General features: G+C 56.8%; 24 protein-coding genes and 1 tRNA gene. 9 read left to right on the top strand and 16 right to left on the bottom strand.

The genetic code is table 11. The features are described 5' to 3' along the window. Positions 1 to 183 precede the first annotated feature (183 nt). Positions 184 to 2,652 (bottom strand): ATP-dependent helicase HrpB, encoded by a 2,469-nt coding sequence (gene hrpB, locus E5201_RS04780; protein WP_140984867.1) that lies wholly within the window; start codon positions 2,650 to 2,652, stop codon positions 184 to 186. Between the two features lie 146 nt (positions 2,653 to 2,798). On the opposite strand from hrpB, the gene E5201_RS04775 reads away from it, so the two are divergent. Both E5201_RS04775 and E5201_RS04770 read left to right on the top strand, forming a co-directional pair. Further along, positions 2,799 to 4,457 carry an amino acid permease gene (locus E5201_RS04775; protein ID WP_140984866.1) on the top strand — a complete coding sequence of 553 codons (1,659 nt, stop codon included), beginning with the start codon at positions 2,799 to 2,801 and terminating at the stop codon, positions 4,455 to 4,457. Positions 4,458 to 4,541: 84 nt separating this feature from the next. Further along, the gene (locus tag E5201_RS04770; protein ID WP_140984865.1) at positions 4,542 to 5,231 is read left to right on the top strand and encodes an MBL fold metallo-hydrolase; all 690 of its coding nucleotides are present in this window, start codon (positions 4,542 to 4,544) and stop codon (positions 5,229 to 5,231) included. An 88-nt stretch (positions 5,232 to 5,319) separates the two neighbouring features. Here E5201_RS04770 and E5201_RS04765 read toward each other — a convergent pair whose 3' ends face one another. Continuing rightward, the gene (locus tag E5201_RS04765) at positions 5,320 to 5,625 is read right to left on the bottom strand and encodes an SCP2 sterol-binding domain-containing protein (RefSeq protein ID WP_140984864.1); all 306 of its coding nucleotides are present in this window, start codon (positions 5,623 to 5,625) and stop codon (positions 5,320 to 5,322) included. 111 nt (positions 5,626 to 5,736) lie between these two features. Here E5201_RS04765 and E5201_RS04760 point away from each other — a divergent pair, with 111 nt between their 5' ends. Continuing rightward, a complete protein-coding gene (locus E5201_RS04760) occupies positions 5,737 to 6,915 on the top strand; it encodes a BaiN/RdsA family NAD(P)/FAD-dependent oxidoreductase (protein ID WP_140984863.1) in 1,179 nt (392 codons plus the stop codon). Between the two features lie 129 nt (positions 6,916 to 7,044). Here the strand turns inward: E5201_RS04760 and E5201_RS04755 are convergent, their stop codons facing one another. The 6 genes from E5201_RS04755 to glmU form a co-directional block, all read right to left on the bottom strand. Then, positions 7,045 to 7,266 (bottom strand): hypothetical protein, encoded by a 222-nt coding sequence (locus E5201_RS04755; protein WP_140984862.1) that lies wholly within the window; start codon positions 7,264 to 7,266, stop codon positions 7,045 to 7,047. Positions 7,267 to 7,400: 134 nt separating this feature from the next. Beyond that, positions 7,401 to 8,774, bottom strand: a complete 1,374-nt coding sequence (locus E5201_RS04750; protein ID WP_140984861.1) for a class II 3-deoxy-7-phosphoheptulonate synthase — start codon at positions 8,772 to 8,774, stop codon at positions 7,401 to 7,403. 123 nt (positions 8,775 to 8,897) lie between these two features. Further along, positions 8,898 to 10,181 (bottom strand): O-antigen ligase family protein, encoded by a 1,284-nt coding sequence (locus tag E5201_RS04745; RefSeq protein WP_140984860.1) that lies wholly within the window; start codon positions 10,179 to 10,181, stop codon positions 8,898 to 8,900. 93 nt (positions 10,182 to 10,274) lie between these two features. Further along, positions 10,275 to 11,648, bottom strand: a complete 1,374-nt coding sequence (gene gor / locus E5201_RS04740; RefSeq protein WP_140984859.1) for a glutathione-disulfide reductase — start codon at positions 11,646 to 11,648, stop codon at positions 10,275 to 10,277. A gap of 128 nt (positions 11,649 to 11,776) precedes the next feature. Further along, on the bottom strand, positions 11,777 to 12,469 hold the full coding sequence (rpiA, locus tag E5201_RS04735) for a ribose-5-phosphate isomerase RpiA (protein ID WP_140984858.1): 693 nt from the start codon (positions 12,467 to 12,469) through the stop codon (positions 11,777 to 11,779). Between the two features lie 2 nt (positions 12,470 to 12,471). Beyond that, entirely contained in the window at positions 12,472 to 13,842 is a 1,371-nt protein-coding gene (gene glmU / locus E5201_RS04730; RefSeq protein ID WP_140984857.1) for a bifunctional UDP-N-acetylglucosamine diphosphorylase/glucosamine-1-phosphate N-acetyltransferase GlmU, read from the bottom strand. A gap of 116 nt (positions 13,843 to 13,958) precedes the next feature. On the opposite strand from glmU, the gene gph reads away from it, so the two are divergent. The 6 genes from gph to E5201_RS04700 all read left to right on the top strand — a co-directional run bounded on the left by gph (position 13,959) and on the right by E5201_RS04700 (position 19,831). Beyond that, a complete protein-coding gene (gene gph / locus E5201_RS04725) occupies positions 13,959 to 14,651 on the top strand; it encodes a phosphoglycolate phosphatase (RefSeq protein WP_140984856.1) in 693 nt (230 codons plus the stop codon). 54 nt (positions 14,652 to 14,705) lie between these two features. Then, a tRNA-Val gene (locus E5201_RS04720) sits at positions 14,706 to 14,780 on the top strand. Between the two features lie 677 nt (positions 14,781 to 15,457). After that, positions 15,458 to 16,168: a hypothetical protein gene (locus E5201_RS04715; protein WP_140984855.1), complete on the top strand. Its 711-nt coding sequence runs from the start codon at positions 15,458 to 15,460 to the stop codon at positions 16,166 to 16,168. 12 nt (positions 16,169 to 16,180) lie between these two features. Then, positions 16,181 to 17,473: a M48 family metallopeptidase gene (locus E5201_RS04710; RefSeq protein WP_140984854.1), complete on the top strand. Its 1,293-nt coding sequence runs from the start codon at positions 16,181 to 16,183 to the stop codon at positions 17,471 to 17,473. 32 nt (positions 17,474 to 17,505) lie between these two features. Then, complete coding sequence (locus E5201_RS04705) at positions 17,506 to 18,102, top strand: hypothetical protein (RefSeq protein ID WP_140984853.1); 597 nt, start codon at positions 17,506 to 17,508, stop codon at positions 18,100 to 18,102. A gap of 274 nt (positions 18,103 to 18,376) precedes the next feature. Then, positions 18,377 to 19,831: a catalase gene (locus tag E5201_RS04700; RefSeq protein WP_140984852.1), complete on the top strand. Its 1,455-nt coding sequence runs from the start codon at positions 18,377 to 18,379 to the stop codon at positions 19,829 to 19,831. Positions 19,832 to 19,879: 48 nt separating this feature from the next. Here E5201_RS04700 and E5201_RS04695 read toward each other — a convergent pair whose 3' ends face one another. The 8 genes from E5201_RS04695 to lepB all read right to left on the bottom strand — a co-directional run bounded on the left by E5201_RS04695 (position 19,880) and on the right by lepB (position 25,461). Further along, positions 19,880 to 20,752: a hypothetical protein gene (locus tag E5201_RS04695; protein WP_140984851.1), complete on the bottom strand. Its 873-nt coding sequence runs from the start codon at positions 20,750 to 20,752 to the stop codon at positions 19,880 to 19,882. A gap of 100 nt (positions 20,753 to 20,852) precedes the next feature. Continuing rightward, complete coding sequence (locus tag E5201_RS04690) at positions 20,853 to 21,086, bottom strand: alkylphosphonate utilization protein (protein ID WP_140984850.1); 234 nt, start codon at positions 21,084 to 21,086, stop codon at positions 20,853 to 20,855. 42 nt (positions 21,087 to 21,128) lie between these two features. Continuing rightward, on the bottom strand, positions 21,129 to 21,527 hold the full coding sequence (locus E5201_RS04685; protein WP_140984849.1) for a hypothetical protein: 399 nt from the start codon (positions 21,525 to 21,527) through the stop codon (positions 21,129 to 21,131). Positions 21,528 to 21,679: 152 nt separating this feature from the next. Further along, positions 21,680 to 22,147 (bottom strand): hypothetical protein, encoded by a 468-nt coding sequence (locus E5201_RS04680; protein ID WP_140984848.1) that lies wholly within the window; start codon positions 22,145 to 22,147, stop codon positions 21,680 to 21,682. A gap of 98 nt (positions 22,148 to 22,245) precedes the next feature. Beyond that, on the bottom strand, positions 22,246 to 22,968 hold the full coding sequence (gene recO / locus E5201_RS04675; protein WP_140984847.1) for a DNA repair protein RecO: 723 nt from the start codon (positions 22,966 to 22,968) through the stop codon (positions 22,246 to 22,248). Further along, positions 22,965 to 23,933, bottom strand: coding sequence for a GTPase Era (gene era, locus E5201_RS04670; protein ID WP_140984846.1), 969 nt, complete (start codon positions 23,931 to 23,933; stop codon positions 22,965 to 22,967). Before era ends, recO begins: the two co-directional genes overlap by 4 nt. Positions 23,934 to 23,957: 24 nt before the next feature. Beyond that, positions 23,958 to 24,680: a ribonuclease III gene (gene rnc / locus E5201_RS04665; protein WP_140984845.1), complete on the bottom strand. Its 723-nt coding sequence runs from the start codon at positions 24,678 to 24,680 to the stop codon at positions 23,958 to 23,960. A 19-nt stretch (positions 24,681 to 24,699) separates the two neighbouring features. Beyond that, positions 24,700 to 25,461 (bottom strand): signal peptidase I, encoded by a 762-nt coding sequence (gene lepB, locus E5201_RS04660; protein ID WP_181404539.1) that lies wholly within the window; start codon positions 25,459 to 25,461, stop codon positions 24,700 to 24,702. Between the last annotated feature and the right edge of the window lie 10 nt (positions 25,462 to 25,471).

Below are 25,471 nucleotides of genomic sequence, written 5' to 3'. Positions count from 1 at the left end.
ACACCATCTGCCACCCTCCCGCTAAGCCGGAGGAAGAAAAAGACTTAAGACACCCCTCGGTTTTGCAACACTTTCCCCCTTGTGCAAACCCTCAGGTACCCCTCGGTTTTGCAACACTTTCCCCCTTGTGCAAACCCTCAGGTACCCCTCGGTTTTGCAACGCTTTCCCCCTTGTGCAAACCCTCAGGTACCCCTCGGTTTTGCACGGGCGGTCGCATCCGCGTTTTTCGGGTCCTCCGGCCACACATGCCGCGGATAACGGCCTTTCATTTCGGTACGTACCTCAGGCCATGAACCGTCCCAGAAGCCGACAATATCCTTAGTAATCTGAATAGGCCGATGGGCAGGCGACAATAGCGCCAGCGTGATCGGTGTCTTTTTCGGCCCCACTGACGGATGCACCTTCGTGCCATAAAACTCCGTCACACGCGCCTCGGCCCGTGGCCCGCCTTCGGCGGCATAATCGATCCGCACATGACTGCCGGTCGCCAGTTTCAACATCTCCGGTGCCAACCGATCAAGTTCACGCTGCTGGTCATAGTCAATCAACCCCAGCAAGGCCTGAGACACATCCCCCGCCGACAACGACATGAGCGGCTTACCCGCCGCATAAGGCCCCAGCCAGTCCGACAGCGCACCCAAAAGCGCCGCATCCGACATATCCGGCCATGCCTCATCCTGCGTCCGCAGGAAATTGACCCGCGCTCTTATCCCTTGCGCATTCTCTGAAAACCTGAGCGCCTTCAACCCTTTGGAACGAATTTCTTCAGCTTCGGCTTCAACCAGCAATTCCGGCGGCACGGCCTTAAGCTGCCGCGACTGAAGCACAAGTTCCCCTAACCGTGTCTGTTCAAACGCCTTAAATCCCGAAGGCCCGCGCTCAAGCACAACCCGCTTGTCCAGCCGATCAGAAAACAGGGCCAGAATCTCAGCTTCGTCCAATGCCGCCGCCAGAAGCACACGGTCACGCCCCGTCCCGCCCCCCAGATCGCCGACGGCAATATAGTCTGCCCGCGCCAGAGCATCATGTTCATCCACATAGACGCCCCGCCCGTTGGCCATGACAAATTCGCCCGCCTTACCGCCTGCCATCTTTCTGGCCTTGGCCACCCGCTCGGGAAAACATTCCGCCAGCAGCGCATGTACCGATGTTACCGCCCCTGTTCCCCCATTGCCCGCCAGCTTTTCCGCCATCTTCGCCCAGTTGGCCGCCAGTTGCCGCGCTTGCATTACCTTAGGTGAGCGATCACGCGACAAGGCCTCAAGCCGGGTATTGAGATCAGTCGAACGCCCCCCCAGACCATTTTCTGACAACAGAACCGCCAGAGCCGCCCCCTTGTCCGACATACCCTCTCGCGCCGCCAGCAACAGCATGTGCGCCAGTCGCGGACTGAGCGGCAATTTGCCGATCACCCGTCCGTGCGCCGTCAGATTCCCCTGCGTATCCAAAGCCCCCAATCCGTTCAACAGCTTTTCGGCCTCAGCCATAGCCGCTTTTGGCGGATGATCCAGAAGCGCCAGCCCCTCGGTCGTCTTTGCCCCCCACAGCCGCAAATCCAGTACCAACCGCGACAGGTCGGTTTCCATGATTTCCGGCTTGGCAAACGGGATCAGAGAGCGGTCATTTTCCGCGTCCCAAAGGCGGTAACAATCGCCCGCCTGCGTCCGTCCGGCCCGCCCGCGCCGCTGATCGGCGGCCGCCTTTGAGACGCGCTCCGTAACAAACCGGACGACACCCCGCGCCGGATCGAACCGCCCGAGCCGTGACACGCCGCTATCGACAACCATGCTGACCCGATCCAGCGTCAGGGATGTCTCGGCAATCGCCGTCGCCAGCACGATCTTCGGGCGGATGTTTTTTGCCAGCACCTGCGTCTGGTCACGCGCCTCCATCGCCCCATAAAGCTTAAAGACATCAATATGTTCGGGCAGTCCCTTTTCAGCAAGCATCGATGCCACGCGATGTATTTCGCCCTGACCGGGCAGGAAAACCAGCATCGTCTCAGGCGCTTCGGCCTTAAGTTTAGCCGACAGGCGATGGACGGTTTTCGCCACATCTTCCTCAAGTCTTATGGCCTGATTACGCCCGACATAGTGCGTCGTCACCGGAAAGGCGCGCCCCTCCGAATGAAGCACCTCAGCCCCCTCAAGCAAACCACTGACCCGCTCGCCATCAAGGGTCGCGGACATAACCAGCACCCGCAAATCCTCACGCAGGACACTCTGGCTGTCACGGGCAAAGGCCAGCCCCATATCGGCATCAAGGCTGCGCTCATGAAATTCATCAAAGATCACGCAGCCGACGCCCTCAAGCGCCGGATCATCAATAATACGCCGTGAAAAAATCCCTTCAGTTACCACCTCGATGCGTGTTTTCGGCCCCATCCGGCTGTCACCGCGCACGCGATACCCCACCGTTTCGCCGACCTTTTCCCCGAGCAACTCCGCCATACGCATAGCCGCCGCCCGCGCCGCCAGACGCCTTGGCTCAAGCACAATGATCGACTGCCCCAAAAGCCAGTCTTCATCCTTCAGGGCCAGAGGCACACCCGTAGTCTTACCGGCACCGGGCGGTGCGATAATAACCGCCGTGTTCGCCTGCGCCAGATGCGCCCGCAGCGCCGGAAAAATCTCTTCGACAGGTAAGGACATGTTTCTGCCCTTAACAGACATGTGTTCGGGGTCAAGCCGCCGACCGCCAAAGCGTCTGCATAAGCGCATTGTCAAATCAGGATTATGACGATAGCGTGTCTGTAAAACGCCGGTATTTTCAGCGCAACAGGGGTCAAAAACACACTATGTCCGGAATTTTTGCACGCCTTGGCCTCAAGAAATCGATTCTGAAAATCCAGACCGAGGCGGCCCGAAGCCCCCTCAAACGCAGCCTTGGGCCGCTCAACCTGATCTCACTTGGGGTTGGCGCCATTATCGGTGCCGGCATTTTCGTCCTGACCGGTGAAGTGGCTTCCGGCTATGCAGGGCCGGCCATCATCTTCTCGTTCATTCTGGCGGGCATTGCCTGTGCGCTGGCGGGTCTGTGTTACGCGGAACTTGCCTCGACCATGCCGGTGTCAGGTTCAGCCTACACCTATGCCTACGGCACCATGGGCGAAATATTCGCCTGGATCATGGGCTGGCTTCTGGTGCTGGAATATGGGGTCGCCGCCTCAACCGTCGCTGTCGGCTGGTCAGGTTATGTCGTCTCCATGCTGGGCGATTTCGGCATCAATTTCCCTCAGGTAAGCGTTGCCGGTAAGGACGCGCCTGCGCTTGCCACCCCGCTCATTCAGGCGGCGAACATTCCCGTCCTCAACGCGGCGGGCGAAGAGGTGCATCGCACGGTCTTTACGATGACCGGCACCTTTAATCTGGTAGCGGGCTTAGGCATCGCCGCCGTCTCCGCCCTGCTGGTCGCAGGTGTTTCCGAATCGGCCAAGGTCAATAACGCCATTGTCGTCATCAAGGTCGCGGTCCTCCTGACCTTCATTGCGGTCGGCATCGCCTATATCAACCCCGAAAACTGGCAACCCTTCATCCCGCCTCAGGGTGAGACCTGGGACAAGTTCGGTTACGGCGGCATCCTGCGTGGCGCGGCGATTATCTTCTTTGCCTATATTGGCTTCGAAGCCGTATCCACCGCCGCAGCCGAGGCCAAGAACCCTTCGCGCGATGTGCCTATCGGCATTCTGGGCGCGCTTATTGTCTGTACCGCCCTCTATATCATTGTGGCTCTGGTTATGACCGGCGTTGTGCCCTTCCCCGAACTGGCCAGCCCCGCCCCTATCGCCGTTGCCATTGACCGCATGGGGCTTGAGTGGGCCAATGTGCCTCTGGCCACTGCCGAAGGCGGCCAGCTCAACCTTATCAGCTTTCTGGTGAAAATCGGCGCGGTAACCGGCCTCGCTTCGGTCATGCTGGTACTGGTCTATGCCCAGACCCGCGTGTTCTACACCATGTCACGTGACGGGCTCCTGCCCGCCGTCTTCTCTAAAATTCACCCGAAATACCGCACCCCGTGGTTAGGCACCATTGTGCTGGGCGTAGCGATTGCTACCGCTGCCTCGTTCCTGCCGATCCGCATTCTGGGGGATCTGGTGTCATTAGGCACGACCATTGCCTTTGCCATTGTCTGCCTCAGCGTTATCTATCTGCGCGTCAAACACCCTGAGATGGAGCGCCCCTTTAAGGTTCCGGGCGGCGTATATACGGCCGGCGCAGGCATTTTCGCCTGCCTAGGCCTGGCCGCTTTCAACTTTGCCCCGATGATCGAACACGCCCTGAACGATAACCCTCTGCCGCTTATTCTGCTGGCCTGTTACGCAGGCGTCGGCGCGGTCATCTATGCCGCCTATGGCTTCTGGCACTCGAAACTCGCCAAGGGCATCGACATCACCGAAGATACCGAGCTTTCGTCAGCCACGGACGCTTTCCGCGGTGATATCGACGACAAGAAATAGACCTTTCGCCAATTCAGGTCTTGATCTGAAGGTCCCCGTCACGGCACATACGGGGGCCTTTTCTTTTACCCAGAGTATCCCCACATGTCCGCCGAACCGCCTGTCCGCCTGTTTGTCGCCCCTGTCACACCGCTTCAGCAAAACTGCACGGTCGTCTGGTGCACCAAAACCCACAAGGCGGCGGTCATCGATCCGGGTGGCGACATCGAGCCGGTGCTGGCCGAAATCAAGCGCCGCGGCCTGACAGTTGAAAAGATATGGGTCACCCACGGCCATGCCGACCACGCAGGCGGCACACAAAGCTTACGTGAAGCCACCGGCGCACCGGTCGAAGGCCCGCACAGGGACGATCAGTTCTGGATCGACCAGATACCGGACAATGCCAAACGCTGGGGCATCTATGACGCCCAAAGCTTCGTGCCGGATCGCTGGCTGGAAAACGGAGACACGGTGACACTGGGTGACACCGAATGGCAGGTCATCCACTGCCCCGGTCACACTCCCGGCCACGTCGTGTTTTATCACGCCCCGTCACAATTCGCTCAGGTCGGTGACGTCCTGTTCAAAGGTTCTATCGGACGCACAGATTTTCCGCGTGGCAACCACGCCGACCTGATCAACGCCATCACGACGCGCCTGTGGCCGCTGGGCGATGTGCGCTTCGTCCCCGGTCACGGGGGCATGTCGAGCTTCGCCGAAGAACGCCGCTCAAACCCGTTCGTGGCCGATAGCGTGATTGCCAACTCGGCCCCGAACTCAAGCGGCTTCGGCTAGCATACCTCCTCATCTCTGATGGGGAGGGGGACCGCCGCGCATCAGCGCGGGGGTGGTGGGGGTTCTTACTTCATAAGGTAAAGCCGCCTCACCCCTTCAACAGCGGGATTAACTTCTGCGCCAGCATCATATCGCCCTGCACCTTCAGCTTGCCCTGCATAAAGGCTGCGATGGGATCAAGCTCCCCCTTGGCCAGCGCCTTGAAATTATCCAGTGACACATTGATCGTCGTGTCGGCGTCGCCGTCTTCATTTGTGACCGTATTCGGCACTTTGGCCGCATTGATCAGCACCTTGCCCTCATCCCCCAGATCAAGCTTGATGATCTTGCCGATACCGGAATCCTCCCCCAGAGCCGAAGCGATTTTTTGCGTAATGGTGGCCAGATCGGTCATATCACTCTCCTGAGTTTGCATATATTGGCATATGACCTTAAACCGGTTTCAGCTTTCAACAAGCCTGTCCCTGCGTCAGCTTGTGACTAATTTTTCAGGATTTTTGTCGTTTTGCCCAGATTTGATGCGGTTATAATAGGTGCCGGTGCCGCAGGCCTGATGTGCGCCATCGAAGCCGCCGGTCGCGGTCGCAAGGTTGTGGTGCTTGATCACGCCAAGGCCCCTGCCGAAAAGATCCGTATCTCAGGCGGCGGGCGCTGTAACTTTACCCACCTTGAGGCCGCACCGAAAAACTATATTTCGGCCAATCCGCATTTCTGCAAATCGGCCCTGAAACGTTTTGGCCCGTGGGATTTCCTCGACCGCGTCATCGCCCACAAAATCCCCTACCACCATAAAACCGAAAACCAGCTGTTCTGCGATAATTCCGCCATGGATATTATCGACATGCTGCTGAATGAGCTACGTCACAAAGGCGGCGAACTGTGGCTGCAAAGCCCTGTGACGCATCTGGAAAAAACCCCCGAAGGCTTCCGCCTCACCACGCCCGACGCCGTTCTTGAAACGCCCAAACTTGTGCTGGCCACCGGTGGTCTGTCGATCCCCAAGATGGGGGCAACCGGCTTTGCTTATGAAATTGCCCAACGCTTCGGCCACAGCCTCGTCCCGACCCGCGCAGGCCTTGTGCCCTTTACGCTAGGCGGTGAAAAGCTCGACTATATCACCGGCCTTTCCGGCGTCTCAATGACCGCCAACATCACCTCCGACAAGACCCGCTTTACCGATGGCTTCCTGTTTACCCATCGCGGCCTGTCGGGGCCTTCGGTGTTGCAAATTTCCTCCTATTGGCAACCGGGCCAGTCCATCAACATCGATCTGAGGCCCGATATCGACGTGCTGGCCGCATTAAAAGAACGCCGTCAGACCACCCCGAAGCAGCTTATAAGCACTGTCCTTGGCGACATACTGCCGTCACGCCTCAGCGAACGGATACTGGAACGCACAGCCATTACCGGCCGCATCGCCGACCTGTCAGACAAGCACCTGACCGCCCTCACCGCCCTGATCCAGCCGTGGACCTTGATCCCTGACGGCACCGAAGGCTACCGCACCGCCGAAGTCACTATCGGCGGCGTCGATACTCAGCAGATTTCATCCCAGACCATGGAAAGCCAGATTTGCCCCGGCCTGTACATCATCGGCGAAGCCCTTGATGTCACCGGCTGGCTTGGCGGCTATAATTTCCAGTGGGCATGGTCCTCCGGCTGGGCCGCTGGGCAGGGCCTATAGGCAGGGCCTCAGGCCCTGCACCCGTTTGCCCCGAGGCTTGCTTCTTCGTCCGTTATATAAACTCCCTTATCCATGCCTTGCGGAAGGGAGTACCTGTACATTAGCAACGCGATCAAAAGGCGTTTAAACCTACTCACATATTGCGGGATAATCGTAACAAATCGCATCAAGACGATATTCCAAATCATCCTTTTCATTTTGCAAATCTGCAACTTTTTCTTGCAGTGCTGTTATTCGATAATGCGCATCACGCGCGTTATTAAACGCTAAATCAGCATGCTTATAGGTATCGTCAATCACGGCACTAAAACCGAAAATAGACAATATAAACGCAACAACAATTAAGATCATTTTCCGCCCCTCTTAGACATAAAAAAAGGAAGCATATGCCAAGCAAACGCTAAACATACACCTCCTTTATTTCACCAAGCATTAAATGCTTCAGAGACAAAATAGAACGCACTAACGTTGTGTCAATCTCTGAACTATGCTGCCTTGGTCAGTTGATCCTTAAGGCCATGCAGACGCTCGGCCACAAGGAACGACAGTTCCAACGCCTGATCCGCATTGAGGCGCGGGTCACAGTGCGTGTGGTAACGATGGCTCAGTTCGTCCTCGGACAGGGCACGCGCCCCCCCAAGACACTCGGTCACGTTCTGACCGGTCATCTCAAGGTGCATACCGCCCGGATGGACGCCTTCGGCGGCCGCCACATCGATGAACGAACGCACCTCCGAAAGGATACGGTCGAACGGACGAGTCTTGTAGCCGTTATTGGCCTTGATGACATTGCCGTGCATCGGGTCAATCGACCAGACCACCGGCACGCCATGTTCTCTGGTGGCCTTCATCAGCGCCGGCAGACGCTCGCCGACCTTCTCTGAACCAAACCGCCCGATAAGCGTCAGGCGACCCGGAATAGCTTCGGGGTTCAGGGCATCAATCAGGCGCTTCAGGTCATCAGGTTCCATGGTCGGGCCGCACTTGACGCCGATCGGGTTCTTGATGCCCTTCATGTAATGGACATGGGCCCCATCAAGCTGACGGGTGCGCTCACCGATCCACAGCATATGCGCCGAGGTGTCGTACCAGTCACCACTGGTCGAATCGACGCGCGTCAGGGCCTGCTCATAATTAAGCAACAGGGCTTCGTGCGAGGTGAAGAAGTCCACCTGACGGATTTCCTGCGCCGTTTCCGAGGTAATGCCGATGGCCGACATGAACGACAAGGTCTCGCTGATCTTCTCAGCCAGATGGCGGTAACGCTCCCCCTGCGGGCTGTCCGAAATGAAACCGAGCGTCCACTTATGGATGTTATACAGGTCCGCATAACCGCCATTCGCAAAGGCGCGCAGCAGGTTCAGCGTCGCCGACGACTGATGATAGGCCTTCACCAGACGCTGGGGATCAGGGATACGGGCTTCAGACGTGAAGTCCATGCCGTTGATATTGTCCCCGCGATAGCTCGGCAGGGTCACGCCATCGATGGTTTCAATGGGCGAAGACCGCGGCTTGCCGAACTGACCCGCGATCCGGCCAACCTTTACCACCGGCTTGCCACCGGCAAAAGTCAGCACCGCCGCCATCTGAAGGATCAGACGGAAGGTGTCACGGATATTGTCAGCGGAGAACTCCTTGAAGCTCTCGGCGCAATCGCCCCCTTGCAGAAGGAAGGCTTCACCCTTGGCGACCTTACCCAGAGCGGTCGTCAGGCGACGGGCCTCACCGGCAAAGACCAGAGGCGGAAGACCTGCGATTTCGGCCTCTGCGGCGCTCAACGCTGCCGCATCGGGGTAATCGTCAGGAATATGAAGTGCCGGCAGTGACCGCCAGCTTTGGGGGGACCATGTACTTGTCATAGGTGCTATTTAGGGCCTTATGCACGCAAACTCAATATCCACAGTTACACATTATTTTGCACCTGTGTCCAGAAAACACCTGAAAGTTCAGGATATTATAGTTCAAACTGAAACCTTTATAGTTTAGTTTGCAACGGCATCACCCGGACGCACTGCCTTTTGCACCACAATCATCACCACCGTCGCCAGCGCCCCGAGCGCCAGCCACCACTCCTGCCAGATGCCGAAACTTAAGCAGGCAATGGTGAAAAAGGCCGATGCCGTTGCCAGGGCATAGGGCCGTGTATCGACCTCGACGCCCACCGTCGGCGAATCCAATGACTGAAGCTCAGTCAGATTTACCCCCGTCGCCTCTGCCCCTCCCCGCCCGATACGCAGGATCAGATACCCCCAGAAGACCGCCAGAATAGCCACGCCGACATAGCCCAGTTCAAGGCCCACCTGTATCGGCATATTATGCGGATGCAGCGGAATGTTCTCGCCACCAAAGGTACGGCTTGAATTAAAGCCCCAGCCAAGCAGCGGCTTTTCAAACAGGCGTTCCGCCGCAAACTGCCAGATGTCGATCCGCGCATCCCATGACGGCGGCGCAAAGCGTTTAAATGCCCCCAGAATCCCCGTATGCACCACCGCCGGCGTCGCCAGAACAAATACCGCCACAAGACCGGCAAATATCTTATAGACGCTTATCCGCCCGATATAGGGGGCCTGTCTGGCCGTATAAAACACCGCCACCGACACAATAAGCGCCAGAACCGGCGCATTGGCTCCGGTAATCAGCGGCACCAGCACACAGGCCAGCAGCGTCACAATGCCCGTCCTGTAGGTGTGCTTAACCCGCGTCAGCAACAGGATCGGCCAGAAGACCAGCACCAGCGCATAGGCGGCAATCGACAGCTTGACCATGGCCAGATCGGGCCGGATCGGCTGATAAAGGGCGGCGGATAACTGCTGATAGATGGCCGCACCGGAGATGGCGTCCAGCAGCACCCACACACTTAAGGCCAAAACCCCGTAAGCGACCCATTTCGCCAGCCATCCGGCGTGCCGCGCCTTCAGATCAAACGCCGCCAGCACCAGCGCCGGATACCACAGGGTCTGGAAAGCTATCAGCACCCAGTCCTGCGCCGTCCCGCTTTTCAGGTCAATGACGCCCGTTGCACCTATATCCGACATCAGCGTGCTGCGATAACCAATCCAGGCGACCATGCCCAAAACCAACAGCACCAGCCCCCCCAGATGACGCACATTGCGCCAGTGTCCGAGCAGCAAAAACCCGCCCAGCGTCGCCGTAAGCGCAAAGGCCAGCGGCCCGACATAGCTGAACACCAGAAACAGACTGAGAATGAATGCCAGAACGCCCGCCGTATATCGCGGAAACTCCAGCCGTTTGATCGCTTCAGCCATTGGCTATCCAACTCCTTGCATACCTCCCCATCTCTGATGGGGAGGGTGGCATCGCCTTGGCGATGACGGGTGGGGTATCTTACTATCCTGCCTTCACGCGGTTCGCTTATCGCGCAAGGTAACAAACTCCTCCGCTGCCGTCGGATGCACCGCGCAGGTCGCATCCCACTGCGCCTTGGTCAGTCCGGCCTTCACGGCAATACCGGCCATCTGGATGATCTCGGCACTGTCAGGGCCGACCATATGCACCCCTAAAACCACATCGGAATTATGATCGACAATCAGCTTCATGAAGGTACGGCTTTCCCCGCCCACAAAGGTCGTCTTCATCGGACGGAAACGCGCGGTATAGATATCCACGCGGATGCCCTGCGCCACGGCCTCGGCTTCCGTTAAGCCCACCGTGCCGACTTCGGGCCGTGAAAACACGGCGGTCGCAATCAGCGCATGATCATAGGCTGTCGGATTGTTTTTGAACACCGTTTCAACAAAGGCCACGCCCTCACGGATCGCCACCGGCGTCAGGTTAACGCGATTGGTGACATCGCCCACGGCATAGATATGATCCACCGAGGTTTTGGAGCAGTCATCGACGCGCACGGCCCCGTCCCAGTTCAACTCAACCCCGACCTTCTCAAGCCCCAGGCCCGCCGTATTCGGCGTCCGTCCCGTGGCATAGAGCACCGTCTCAACGACCATTTCCGTGCCGTCCGTCAGCGTGACCTTAATGCCGTCATCGACCTTCTCCAGCGCCGAAGGTTCGGCATGAGTCATGATCTTAATGCCTTTTTTGGCCATTTCCTGCGTAACGTGCTCACGCACCTCATGGTCAAAGGGGCGCAATATATGCTCCCCGCGATAAAGCAGGTGCGTCTCAACCCCCAGCCCATTCATCACACCGGCAAATTCCACGGCAATATAGCCGCCGCCGACAATGATCATCGATTTCGGCAAATGATCGAGCAAAAACATATCATCCGAAGTAATCGCCAGTTCGCGCCCGGTCACCTCAGGCACAAACGGCTTACCACCAACGGCAATCAGTATGTGTTTTGCCGTCACCTCATAAGCGGCATCGCCGTTTGACGGCGCAATCGATACCGTGTGCGGCCCCTTGAGACAGGCTCGCCCGAGCAAAAGATCCGCGCCCGCCTTAACCAGATTGGCGGCATATATCCCCGCCAGTCGATTGACCTCAGCCTGATTGGCATCCCGAAACTTCGGCCAGTCAAATGTCCCGCACTGCGCGCCCCAGCCAAAGCCACGGGCATAGGCCACCTGCTCCGGCACGTCAGACGCATAGACCATGAACTTCTTGGGCACACAGCCGCGCAGCACGCAGGTGCCACCGGCACGGTCTTCTTCGGCCACCCCAACCTTAAGCCCCAGTTGCGCCGTCAGACGTGCCGCACGCACCCCGCCGGAACCCGCGCCCAGCACAAACAGATCGTAATCGTACTCAGACATGAGGCCCCTTCAGAGACAAAACAGAAATCATTTTCATACCTCCCCATTTTAATGGGGAGGGTGGCATCGCGTCAGCGATGACGGGTGGGGTATCTTGTTTCCGCCAGGATTCAAAGCATTGTAACACTTTAGGGGTGAAGCACTTCCACACCCTCATCAGTGCCGATCAGGGCGATATCCGCCAGATCAAGGAACAGGCCGTGATCCACCACACCCGTGGTCGCTTTCAGCGCATTCGCCAGTCCCGATGGATCATGAATTTCCCCGCAGGCAATATCGAAGATAAGATTGCCGCCATCGGTTACAAACGGCTCACCGCTCTTTTTGCGCAGGATCGGCATTTTAGTGATGTCGAATTCGCTCAGCACATCGGTCACACGATTAATCGTTCCTTTGTATGCAAAGGGTTCAACCTCGATCGGCAGGGCAAACGCCCCCAGCACCGGCACATGCTTGGCCGCGTCGGCAATGACGATACAGCGATCGGCCATTTCCCAGATCAGCTTTTCCCTGAGCAACGCCCCGCCGCCGCCCTTGATAAGCGACAGGCCCGGCCCGATCTCATCGGCCCCATCCACACAGACATCCAGCCGCCCGACATCATTGATGTCCTTGATCTCAAGCCCCAGAGACTTCGCCAGTTGCGCCGTCTGCACCGAGGTCGACACCAGCGTCAGCGTCATCCCCGCCTGCACTTCATCAGCCACCGCCTTGACAAACCAGGCCGCCGTTGAACCGGTACCCAGACCGACCTTCATGCCGTCCCTGATATGATCAATGGCCGCCAGTCCCGCCGTCTGTTTCTGAATATCTGCGCTCATGCTTATCGATCCTGTTTTTTAAGAGCGGCCTTTTCAGCGGCCTTGCGTTCACGGAAAGTCTTTGCCCAACCAGCTTTTTCACTCTGACGCGAGCGCTCAAACGCCAGCGCATCAGGGGCGACATCATCGGTTATCACCGATCCGGAGCCAGTAATAGCCCCGGCCCCCACACTTACCGGTGCCACCAGCGCGGTATTGGAACCGATAAAGGCCCCCTCGCCGATGGTGGTCCTATGCTTGATATAGCCATCATAGTTACAGAAAATCGTACCGGCCCCGATATTGGCCCGCGCGCCGATATCCCCGTCCCCCAGATAGGCCAGATGGTTGGCCTTGGCCCCTTCGCCGATTTTGGTGTTTTTCACCTCGACGAAATTGCCGATATGCACATCGCGGCCAATATCGGCGCCGGGGCGCAACCGCGCATAAGGACCAACCAACGCCCCCGAAGCCACCCGCGCGCCCTCAATATGCGAAAAGGCGCGGATAACCGCCCCGCCTTCAACCACAACGCCCGCGCCAAACACCACATTCGGTTCAATCACCGCGCCCGCTTCGATCACCGTATCCCACGCCAGAAATACTGTCTCCGGCGCGATCATCGTCACCCCGTCACGCATCAGTTCGGCACGACGACGTTGCTGCCATATCTTTTCGGCAAAGGCGCGTTCGCCCTGCGAATTAATGCCCGTCACATCGGCCTCAGGTGCAAAGGCGACCTTGGGCTTAAGCCCGCGTGCCCGCGCCAGACCGACCACATCCGTTAAATAATATTCGCCCTTGGCATTGTCATTCCTGACCTCACTTAAAAGCGAGAACAGCACCGCCCGATCCGCCGCCAGCACGCCCGAATTACAGACCGTGATCCCAAGCTGATCCGGCGTCGCTTCCTTGGCCTCGACAATAGCCTCAAGGTCATCTTCACCGGTGATAATCAGCCGCCCATAGGCTCCGGCATCTGCCGCCTCAAACCCCAGCACCGCCAGATCAGACCGGTCGGCCAGATCAAACACGCCCTTAAGCACGCCCGCCGTAATCAGCGGACAATCGGCATAGGACACAATCACCTGACCGTCAAAATCCGCCAGAGCCTCTTTGGCCGCCAGCACCGCATGACCTGTCCCCAGCGGCGGGTCCTGCACCACAACGCTTGCCTCGCCCAACCGCTTGCGCGCCGCAATCCCGACTTCAGCCGAATGGGCGCCGACCACCACGACCACGCGCTCACACCCCAGCCCCTCGGCGGCATCAATCGCCAGATCAAGCAGGGTCCGGCCACCGACCGTATGCAGCACTTTGGGCACCGGCGACTTCATGCGCGTACCTTGTCCGGCAGCAAGGATAACGGCGGCGCGTCTGGATGTCTGGCTCATATTTCTGATTCACCTGTTGCAGTGCGTCTGGATTTAGCCCAAAGCACAGGACAATTCGACGCCTAATTGCTTATTCATCAAGTTTTCTGGCTCTCTCAACTTTATGGCAGGATTACATGAGCGCAAGCCCCTTACCCGACCTCAGCGGCTATTGTCTGGCCTTTGACCTCGACGGCACCCTTGTCGACACCGCGCCGGACATTATCGGCACGCTGAATGACCTGCTGGCCGATCACGGGGCCGCCCCCTTCCCCGTTGAGGCTGCCCGTCGCTTTGTCGGACGCGGGGCACGCTCCCTGATCGAGCGCGGCTTCAGGGCCGCCAGCCTTGACATCGGCCCTGAAGCCGAAGACGCCCTCCTGCCGGTTTTCCTGAGCCGTTACGCCGAACGCATCGACCACGAAAGCCATCCGTTTGACGGCGTTTACGACACGCTTGATCTTCTGTTGTCCGCAGGCGCGAAACTGGCCGTCTGCACCAACAAACCCTATGACCTGTCGGTACTTCTGCTCACGCGTCTGAATATGATTGACCGCTTTGGTGTCGTCGTCGGTGCCGACAGTGTGGAACTGAAAAAACCCGATCCGGCCCACCTTAAGGCCTGCACAGATCACTTCGGCCTGCCCCTGTCGCAGTCCATCCTGATCGGCGATTCCGAAACTGACTTCAGAACCGCCCGCAATGCCGACGTGCCTTCGGTACTGGTCAGCTTCGGCTATAACGAAGCCCCCGTCGCCGATCTTGATCCCGACGCCCTCATTCATCATTTCAATGAGTTACCCACTGCCCTGATTGATCTCGTCCAATAAGGTCTTGTCAGCCTGATTTTGAAACGCTAATACCCGCCACCTCGCAATTGGTTCGGACTCGTAGCTCAGCGGGAGAGCATTCGCTTCACACGCGAAGGGTCACAGGTTCAATCCCTGTCGGGTCCACCATAACGTCTCATATTAAAGTCCTTCGCTTAGCTCAGTGTACTTTAATGTGAGGTCATCACGAAAAAATCAGCTCGAAGCGGTTCTTCGCTGATTTTTGCATTTTTCTCCAGTTCATTACGACAGCACGCCGCGAGGGCGGCGAACGATCGCCGACGCCCGGTCGGGCGCTGGGCAGCGCTGACAATACATACCTCCCCAATTCATTGGGGAGGGGGACCGCGATCCGTCAGGATCGGGGTGGTGGGGTGTCTTACTTACTTTGCTGTCGAAACAGAAAAGCAAGCCTGCATCCGGCTTGACTCTGATAAGGCCACATCACGCACGCCTTACAACTCAGTTTCTGAACAACCCCATTCTAAAACATGTATTGCAAGCGGGCATAAGATGCGTCTCCGCTGGAAAAAAAACGCGCAGAAAACCGATCAAACAGACCTTATCCCCCTGTACGACACCTTTTTGCACTCACCCGCAAAATTTGTGCATCATCTCGCAAAAACCCTATTCCCCCCACACCCTGCGCACCCACCATCGCCGTTGCACTTACAAAACAGACTTACCCAATTAGAACATTGTTTATATTAATATAATTTATTTTCACAACACTGCATTATTTCACTTGAAAGAACTTCGTTTTAAAAATAACGTCCCGACAAATCAGGCGTATGGGGGATAACTCAATGAAAAAATTTCTGGCAGCGATAACGCTGGCCGCAGGCCTCGGGCTGGGCACAATCACACCTACTCATGCCGCCACGCCTGTCACCCATGTCGCTATCGAAAAACCGGCTCAGGGTACGACCATACTCATCGTCACCCCCGAAGTCAGCCTGGGGATTCTGACCGCTTCAGGCATAACCGAACCACGCGCCGAATGGTCAAAAGCCGCCACCGGCTACTTTTCTGACGCTCTGAAAAAAGCGCTCGAAACGCGCGAATATGCGACACACGAAATCCATCTGGACACCTACGAAGACCCGCGCGCCCTGCAAATGCTCAAGCTGAACGACGAGGTCATCTCATCCATCATGCTCAACGCTTTCTACAAACTGCCGACCAAGACGACCTTCGACTGGACTCTGGGTGAAAACGCCGAAATTCTGATACCTGCCGATCTCGCAGATACCGAAACAGCCCCGCGCTACGCCCTGTTCCTGCGCGCCAGAGGCAGTTACCAAAGCTCAGCCAAGGCCGCGCTCAATGTCGGCATGGCCTTGCTGGGCGGGCCAATGCAGTTTGGCGGACAGGCGGTTCAGGCTACTCTGGTTGATCTCAATACCGGTCAGATCGTGTGGTATGAAATGGACGCCGTTCCGGCCGGTGAAGACATCCGCGAACCCGAAGGAGCCGTTTCGGTTATTGAGCGCCTGTTCAAAAAACTGCCCCTTTAAGCGGTGAAGTCCATGCTGATATCCGCAAACCGTCTATCCGGTCTTGTTGCTGTCCTGATGCTGGGAACCGCCCTACCGGTTATGGCCGCCGATGACATTCGCCGCCAGCCGGGCCAGCAACCCGAAGCCAACAGCCTTGAGCAGTCCATATGGGAGGAAACCCGCAAATCCGAGCGGGCGGCCCGCACCTCAGGCGAACGCAACCACGATCCTGAACTGAATGCCTATCTCAAGGGCATACTCGATAAGGTGTCCGGCGAATACAAAGGCGACCTCCGCCTCTATGTGATGAACCGGCCTTTCTTCAACGCCAGCATGGCCCCCAACGGCTATACCGAGGTGTGGACAGGCCTGTTGCTGCGCGCCCAGACCGAAGACGAAGTGGCCTTCGTCATGGGCCATGAATTTGCGCACTTCCGGCAAAACCACTCCATAAGGGCCTTTGAAAACGTCAAAGCCAATCAGAATGCCGCCACGGCCGCCACGATTGTTATCGCCGTGGTCGGTGCCGGTGCCGCCGCCAATGCCGGAAGCTACAGCGCCGCGCGCGACATCTCGAACCTGACCCGCGGACTGGTGGACGCGGTTTATCTCGGCTCGATTGCCGCCTATTTCGGCTATTCACGTGAAACCGAAGAAGACGCTGACCTGCACGGCGGCGAAGTAGCACATCTCGCGGGCTACGATCCCTATGCCGGTGCCCGTATCTGGCGCTTTCTCCTCGATGAGACCGCTGCGTCTGATTATGAACGCACCCGCCGCAGCCCCTCGCGCATCAATATATTCGGCTCGCATCCGCTGGAAATCGACCGCATTAGCGCCATCGAAAGCGCGGCTAAAAAACGCGGCGCGACACCCCTTTCGGACGAAGACCTGAAACAACAGCGTCTGACCTACCGGCAAAACATACGCCCCTATCTCGCCCAGTGGCTGCGCGACGACCTTCGCCGTCAGGACTATGGTCAGACCCTGTTTATCATAGAGCGCCTGAGCATCGACAATCAGGATCAGGGGCTTCTGAACTTCTATGCTGCCGAAGCCTATCGTCTGCGCGGCAAGGGCGACGACCTGACAAAGGCCGTTACCCATTACCAGACCGCCCTCACCTTCGAAGATGCCCCCGCCACGACTTGGAGGCAGCTCGGTGACGTCTATCGCCGTCTGGAAAGCACCGATGACGCGCTCATGGCCTTTGGCCGCTACATCACACTTCATCCTGACGCTGAAGATGTCTGGATGGTCGAAGATCAAATGACTGCACTTAAATCCGGCGCGACCGCGTCTGTTCCGGACAACCATCTTTAACGCACTTACAAAAAGCGCTTGGGGGAATTATCATGCGTATTTCGAAACCCGCCCTTGGTCTGGCACTGGCCGCTGTTCTCCTCAGCGGCTGTAGCGCCGTTGTTCTGGCCCCTAAGGGTAATCTGTCGGTGGGCACCACATCGGTCACCCTGAGCCGTGACTGGACCGATATCACCAAGCTCTATTATAACCGTGCCAAAAAGGTGAAAATCCTGTCGCTCGATGGCCCCGGCCTCAACCGCCTGTTCATTTCTGAGGGTTTGTCGAGCAAAGACCCGCTGATGGTTCACCCGCAACGCGGAGATCGCAAATCCGCGCCCGCCCCGCGCGGTAAATCCAATATGTCCTTTCAGGAACATATCGAACTGGTCACCACCTCTTTAAGCATTATTGACCTGCAACAGGTCACCACCTCAGCGCCGAAGCCCGTTGATCTTGGCGGCACACGGGCCGTGCGCTTTGACATCACCGCCAAATCGCCTGAAGGGCTTGACCTAAAGGGGATTGCACAGGCCACCAGCAAGGGCGGACTGAACTATTATATCGTCTATATTGCCCCGTCCGAGCATTATTACGGGGCCGCGCTCAATGATGTACTGGCCACAATGGACAGCGCCAAACTCCCCTAAGCCGGAAGTCTCTCGCAACTAAGACAGGGGCCTTTTATCCCGCCCCTGTTTTTCGCGCTATAATAGTTGTCTATCTGCCCCAGTGGGGCCTGCAAAGACGCTTAAAAACGCTCAGCAAGCCCTTCCACACTATTTTTCTTTCGTAAGCCCCCCACCCACCCAATAATATAATTTTATATAAATATATTATTTTATCAATTTTACTTATTCTGCTTCCACAACCTATTGTCCGTGAACGCATCCTCACAAGGGTGGAATATACGGAGATAACAAAATGAGTGAAGCCAAATGCCCCTTCCTGCATGGTGCGGTTCAGACCACCACCGCAGGTAACCCCATAGCCGATAATCAGAACAGCCTGACTGCCGGGGCACGTGGCCCTGTACTTTTGCAAGACTATCAACTGATTGAAAGACTGGCACACCAGAACCGGGAACGCATCCCTGAGCGGGTCGTGCATGCCAAGGGCTGGGGTGCGCACGGCACCTTCACCGTGACGCATGATATTACGCAATATACCCGCGCCAGAATTTTTGGTGAGATCGGCAAGCAGACGCCGCTGCTGGCGCGTTTCTCGACCGTGGCCGGTGAACTGGGTGCAGCCGATGCCGAACGCGATGTGCGCGGCTTCTCGCTGAAATTCTATACCGAAGAAGGCAACTGGGATCTGGTGGGTAACAATACGCCCGTGTTCTTTATCCGCGATCCGTATAAGTTTCCCGACTTCATTCACACGCAAAAGCGTCACCCGAAAACGCACCTGCGTTCGGCGACGGCCATGTGGGATTACTGGTCCCTGTCGCCCGAAGCCCTGCATCAGGTCACCATTCTGATGTCGGATCGTGGCATTCCGGTATCGCCCATGCACATGGATGGTTTTGGATCGCACACCTACAGTTTCATCAGTGCCGAAGGTGAGCGCTACTGGGTGAAATTCCACTTTAAGACCCGTCAGGGCAAAGTGAACCACACCAACGAAGAGGCCGCACAGGTGATCGGCCAGACACGTGAATCCTATCAGGAAGCCCTGTTTGGCGCCATTGAGGCGGGCAATTACCCGGCATGGGACCTGAAGGTTCAGATCATGCCGGAGACTGACGCCGAAAAGACGCCCTATAATCCGTTCGACCTGACCAAGGTCTGGCCGCACGCCGATTACCCTCTGATCCCTGTCGGCACGTTTGAGCTGAACCGCAATCCTGAGAACTATTTTACCGATATTGAGATGGCGGCCTTCTCGCCCTCCAATATCATTCCGGGGATCGGCTTCTCTCCGGATAAGGTCTTACAGGCGCGTATCTTCTCCTATGCGGATGCGCACCGCTACCGTCTGGGAACGCACTACGAAGCCCTGCCGGTCAATGCCCCGAAATGCCCGGTCAATCATTATCACGCTGACGGCCCGATGCGGTTCTTTACCAATTTCTCGAACCCCGACGCCTATTATGAACCTAACAGCTTCAGCGGTCCGAAACAGGCCCCTGAATATCGTGAACCACCGCTGAAAATCTCAGGCGATGCAGACCGCTATGATCACCGCGCAGGTAATGATGATTACAGCCAGCCCCGCGCCCTGTTCAATCTGTTTGATGAGGGGCAAAAGGCCCGCCTTTGTCAGAACATTGCTGGTTCAATGAAAGGCGTGCCGGAATTCATTATCGAACGCGCCCTGAGCCACTTTGAGAATATCCACCCTGACTATGCCTCAGGCATCAGAGCAGGGCTCTAGACCTTAAAATTTAAGCCTCTGCGCCATACGGCTCAGGGGCTTAAATGTCTAAATCTCCATCACATCTGATCGATCTTTGCGTTTGCGTAGGGATATAACGACCAACTCAACCAGAATGAAGCCGATACCTATACCCGCCAGCGCCGCCATAAGCGGCAGCTGATCACGGTTGACCGCCGCGCTCAGTATCCAGAACAGCGCCCACATCACCGGCAGGGCATATAGCCGGCTCCGCGTCAGCCAGATCATCGTCATGGCAAACAGAACCAAAACCATAAGCACAAAGCCTGAATTCATCGGCACACGCGGGTCAAAGGCGGCAAAGCCGGATTCCACCAGCGCCGAGGTGATATTGACCGTCAGGGCCGCACTCACCCAACCGGTCACAAGCGCCAGCGGCAGGGCGACAAACAGAATGTCCTTAACATCCAGCTTCTGATGTTTAAGCTGCATAAGCGCCGACAGGCCTGCCACAACGCTTATAACGATTATGATGACACTGGCCGGATCAAAACCCCGGAACGGCACCCAAAGCGCCCAGAAACCATTCATGACAAATATCAGCGACAGGCATAAAACCGCAAAACGGAAGCGTTGCGGGCGTGTATTTGCAGGCAAAACAGCCCAGATACCGGAAACCACCCCCAACAGATAGATCAGGCTCCAGATGCTAAAGGCCGCCCCTTCCGGCACCAGCGGGTGCTGGGCCTGAAAGGAACGCTCGTTAACCGCTATGCCCCAGTCGAAAACGGCAGGCAAGACAGCGCCAATGATCTGAAACAGAGCCGCCGCCAGCAAAACCACACCGACAGGGTTCACACCTGAGCGCGTGCGGTCAGAATGAGAACCACCAGAGTGATGAGCAGATGTATTATTCAAAGGGTCAGGCCGCACCTGAGGCTCATGAACCGGTATCACCATAACGACACTCCGTTAGCTTATCTGGATATCCCAAGAGTTAGCGCCTTCAGAAATGTTATATAAATACCGTCTGCCACTACCTGCATAAGCAGACTGTAAGTCAGGCCTTCTTGATAAACTCGGTCCGCAGGACGAGACCGCGCACCTTTTCGTGGTTGCACTCGATTTCGTCTTCGTCATAGGTCAGGCGGATATTCTTGATCAAGGTCCCACGCTTAAGCGTCACGCCGCCGGAGCCTTTAACCTTAAGGTCCTTGATCAGGGTCACGCTGTCGCCATCGCTCAGGCGTGTGCCATTGGCATCCTTTACGATCAGTTCTTCATCATCAGCCATATGGGGAATCCTTTTATGAATGCCCCTAGCTATCCTATGGGTTTAATCGCGGCAATAGCCTTCACCGGTTTTCACCACAATACAGTCGCGCTTATCCATCAGCCATTTCATGCCGGTGTCGATACCGCTGCCGTGCACGACCAGCAAAGACTCACCATCGCGATTGATACGAATGCCCTCACCCTCAACCGAACCTTTGAAACTGCGCATACCATCCAGGTTTTGCAGAGAAACCTCATATCCACGCCCAAGCGCCGTAATCTCGGCATAGGTGCCTTCCGGTCCGTTCCACCTTCCGACAAAGTCACTGCCGATGGTCGCCGCACTTGAGGCCGCGACAGATACAGCGACCGCTTCGGGTGGCAAGGGCGGCTCTTCCTCACGCGCCGTACAGGCGGCAATAACGCTGATCGCTCCGATTACAAGATACCTACGCCACATGATGATCGCCCCTTTACAACTTTCACCGTTAACCTAGCTGTAAGTGGCGCATAAATTCATGCGTAGATGTAGCTATAAAATAAAAACCGCATAATCCCGCCGCAGCAGAACGCACAAGAAATTCACGCAATTATCTGATTTCAAAATAAAAATCAAAACAACGCATCAACTTCGCTTTGCAAGGTGCTGCCAACCGGTTCGCGCCGACCATGAATATGCGAATCCATCTCCAGCACCAGAGCCTTCATGGCCTCCAGCCGCGTCTCAAGATCATCACGCGGGGCCGGTGCGGCCTCGCTGGAACTTAAGAGGATATGAATAGCCGATTCAAACACCTCAAGCGCGTGGGCGCAACAGTCATCAAAGGCCTGACGTGTAATGATGTCAGCCTGCTCATAGGCAGCGATCACCACATCCTTCTGCTCAAAACCGGATTGATCGAAATGCGCCTGATACCCACGCGGCGCCCAATCCATCAGTTCCTCGGCCATGTCAGGCATGTCTATGCCCATTTCGAACAGCATAATCGCTTCATTGAACAGGTTCAGATAATCGGTAGCCAGACCCGTTGCCGGATTGACGTTCGCTGCCCGTAATGCCTCTTCGTCATAAAGCCGCATAGCCCTGTCTTATCCCCACGCCCACATCCGGTATTGCCGAATCTCTTTCGTTACCGGCCCACATTGACACAGCACACCTTACCAAAGGGTGGAGATAGCTATTCGGAAGGACGCAACCCGTCAAGAAGCCGTGAGCGTATCTCCGGCAGAGGCTGATTGAGCGGATGAAATATATGCCGCTCAAGGAAGAATCCGGTCAGGCCAAACCCGTCTTCCAATGATTTTCCGCCTCGCACCCCCTGTGCGGACAGCATGAATTCCGGCAAGGCCAGCAACTTGCTTTCGTAAGGCGCACCGGCCTTGCGGCTGACGGCGCGGCCCGATTTCGGACTGACATAGATCAGGTCGTCCATCTCACCGGTGACGGCACAGCTGCTCAGGTCAAGGCCAAACCCCATCGCCTCAAGCAATCCCGCCTCAAAGCGCACATAGACATAGGGCCAGATATCCGGCCACTCAAACGACCGAATAAGCGCGGCAAACGCCTCGAAGGCCCCCACCTGCGGATCACGCTCCGGCAGAGCGGCCCGGGTCATGACACAGGCGCACTGAAGCCCCAGAAGCGCCAGCGGGTCATCCAGCACATCGGCGCCCTCACCTAACGGCTCAAGGGTCGCCGACCCCAGATTATCCGAGGTACGCGCCCTATAACTGAGGCGTACATGACTTGCCGGTTGCAGATAGGGCTTAAGCCGCCGTGAGGCCGCACCCGCCACATGGGCGGCGATATGCCCATGCTCACGCGTCAGGAAATGCACCACCGCCCCTGTCTCACCGTGCGGACGGGCACTCAGGACAAAGGCCTCATCCTCATAGATCACGAGTCGAATTCTAGCCCGAACTGGCTGTACAGGCCGCGGTCATCTGTCCAGCGCTCATTGACCTCGACATGCAAAAACAGGTGCACCTTGCGATCAAGGATCAGCATCAGTTCCTCACGCGCCTTCTGTCCAATCCATTTCAGGGTCTGACCGTTCTTACCGAGAACGATCGGACGCTGGCTTTCGCGCTCGACATAGATAGTTTGTTCGATACGCGCCGAACCGTCCGGCATTTCCTTGAAGTCCGTACTGGCCACAGCTGCGGCATAGGGCAGTTCTTCGTGTACGCGCAGGAAAAGCTTTTCGCGGGTAATTTCTGCCGCCAGAATACGTATCGGGGCATCCGCCGCCTGATCTTCCGGATAGAGCCACGGGCTGGCAGGCATTTTATCGGCCAGCGCCTGCTTTAGGTCAGCGACCCCATGCCCCTTATCGGCCGAGATCATGAATACCTGCTCAAAGATACCTTCCTTGAACAGATGATCGGCCAGCGCCAAAAGGTTATCGCGTCTCAGAAGATCGATCTTATTAAGCGCCAGAATGACCTTTTTGCCATTGGCCTTAAGGCTTTCGATAATGGCTTCGGCATCGGCGACATCGCGCTTGTCGGCCCCGGACGCCTTGGTGTCTTCGGTTGGGAAATGGACATTCAGGTGTGCCGCTGCATCAATCAGCAAGACCACAACGTCTGCATCATCCGCCCCGCCCCAGGCCGATTTAACCATGGCGCGATCAAGCCGACGGCGCGGCTTGAAGATACCCGGCGTATCCACCAGCACAATCTGAGCGTCGCCTTGAATGGCAATACCGCGCACCGGAAAGCGCGTTGTCTGGACCTTTTGCGTGACAATGCTGACCTTGATGCCAACCAGTTGGTTGACCAGTGTGGATTTTCCGGCATTAGGCGCGCCGATAATGGCGGCAAAACCGGCTTTTGTATCAGAGATAGCAGACGTATCGGACAAGGGAACTCTTCTTGAATAGGATGATTAAGGCTTATCAAGACCGTGGCGCTCGATAAAACCGACAGCCGCCGCCTTTTCCGCCTCCTGCCGTGACCGGCCCTTGGCGATTAACACCTCATACCCTTTTAGCGTCAGTTGCATCGTAAAGATAGGGGCATGGTCAGGGCCTTCGCGTCCGACCACCTCATACTCCGGCGCAGGCAGCTTCTGACGGGCCGCCCATTCCTGAAGATGTGATTTGGGATTGAGCACAGCGCGGCGCACACCGGCCTTAATGCGCGGCAACCAGTAAGGCAGGATGATGCGGTCAACCGTCTCCTTACCGCCATCCAGATACAGTGCCGCAATTACGGCCTCACAGGCGTCGCCTAGTATACTGAGGTTCTTGCGCCCCCCGCTGCGGGTCTCACCGGCGGCCAGACGCATGACCGGCCCCAACTCCAGCGCCTGAGCGACCTCGGCACAGGTTTCACGGCTCACGAGGCCATGCAGGCGCTGCGACAATTCACCTTCATCGACATCTGGGAAACTGCGGATCAGGTTTTCGGCCACCATCAGCCCGAGAACGCGATCGCCGAGAAACTCAAGGCGCTCATAGTTGACGACCTTGGTATCCGTGACACTGGGGTGCGTAAGGGCAGCATCCAGAAGACTTTTATCTTTGAACTCATAGCCCAGCCGCGTTTCAACGGCGCTCAGTTGACCGCGACGATGATCGGACGTGTCTTTTTTCAGTATGCGTACCATCCAGAAGGTTGCTTCTGGTCTAGTGCAAGGACTTGAAGAAACGATCCCAGCGCAGATCAAGCCATGTCCACGGCTTCCACAGAGACGCGCCACGGTTCCATGACAGCAGGATCATGCTCGCCTTTCCTTCAAGATTTTCTGCCGGCACAAAACCGACGCCATCCGCATAGACAGGGAAGCGGCTATCGGCCGAATCGTCGCGGTTATCGCCCATGACGAAGTAATGGTTTTCAGGCACAATGAAGGCTTCGGTATTATCGCCCTGTGTGTCGTTACGCAGGTCCTGAATCTGGTGGTTTTTACCGTTCAGGCTTTCCTGTTGTATCGTAGCATAGGCATTACCGTATTTTTCGAGCACAGGCCCCTGATCGATCAGGGGTACCACCTCGTCATTCAGGAACAACTGCCCGTTACGCATCTGCACCTTATCACCGGGCACGCCGATCACGCGTTTGATGTAGTCAGTCTTGTTGTCACGCGGCAGCTTGAAGACGACAATATCCCCACGCTCGGCCTGTTTAGCAAATATGCGGCCTTCAAACACAGGCGGCGAAAACTGAATGGAATGCTTGGAATAGCCATAGTTCCATTTGGAAACGACAATGTAATCGCCTTCATACAGATTCGGCTCCATCGAAGCCGATGGAATGGTAAACGGCTGAAACAGGAAAGTACGGAACACCAGCGTGATCAGAAGCGCAATCAGCACCGTCTTGACGATATCCCACGTATCTTCCTTCACCGGTTTATCGGTATCAACGCCTGTATTATCTGCGCTCATGAATATGCAT

The organism is Asticcacaulis tiandongensis, assembly GCF_006475605.1.
In the GTDB taxonomy this organism is placed as follows: Bacteria; Pseudomonadota; Alphaproteobacteria; order Caulobacterales; family Caulobacteraceae; genus Asticcacaulis; species Asticcacaulis tiandongensis.
The sequence above is the reverse complement of the archived record's forward strand: the minus strand, read 5'-3'. Positions and strand labels throughout refer to the sequence as shown.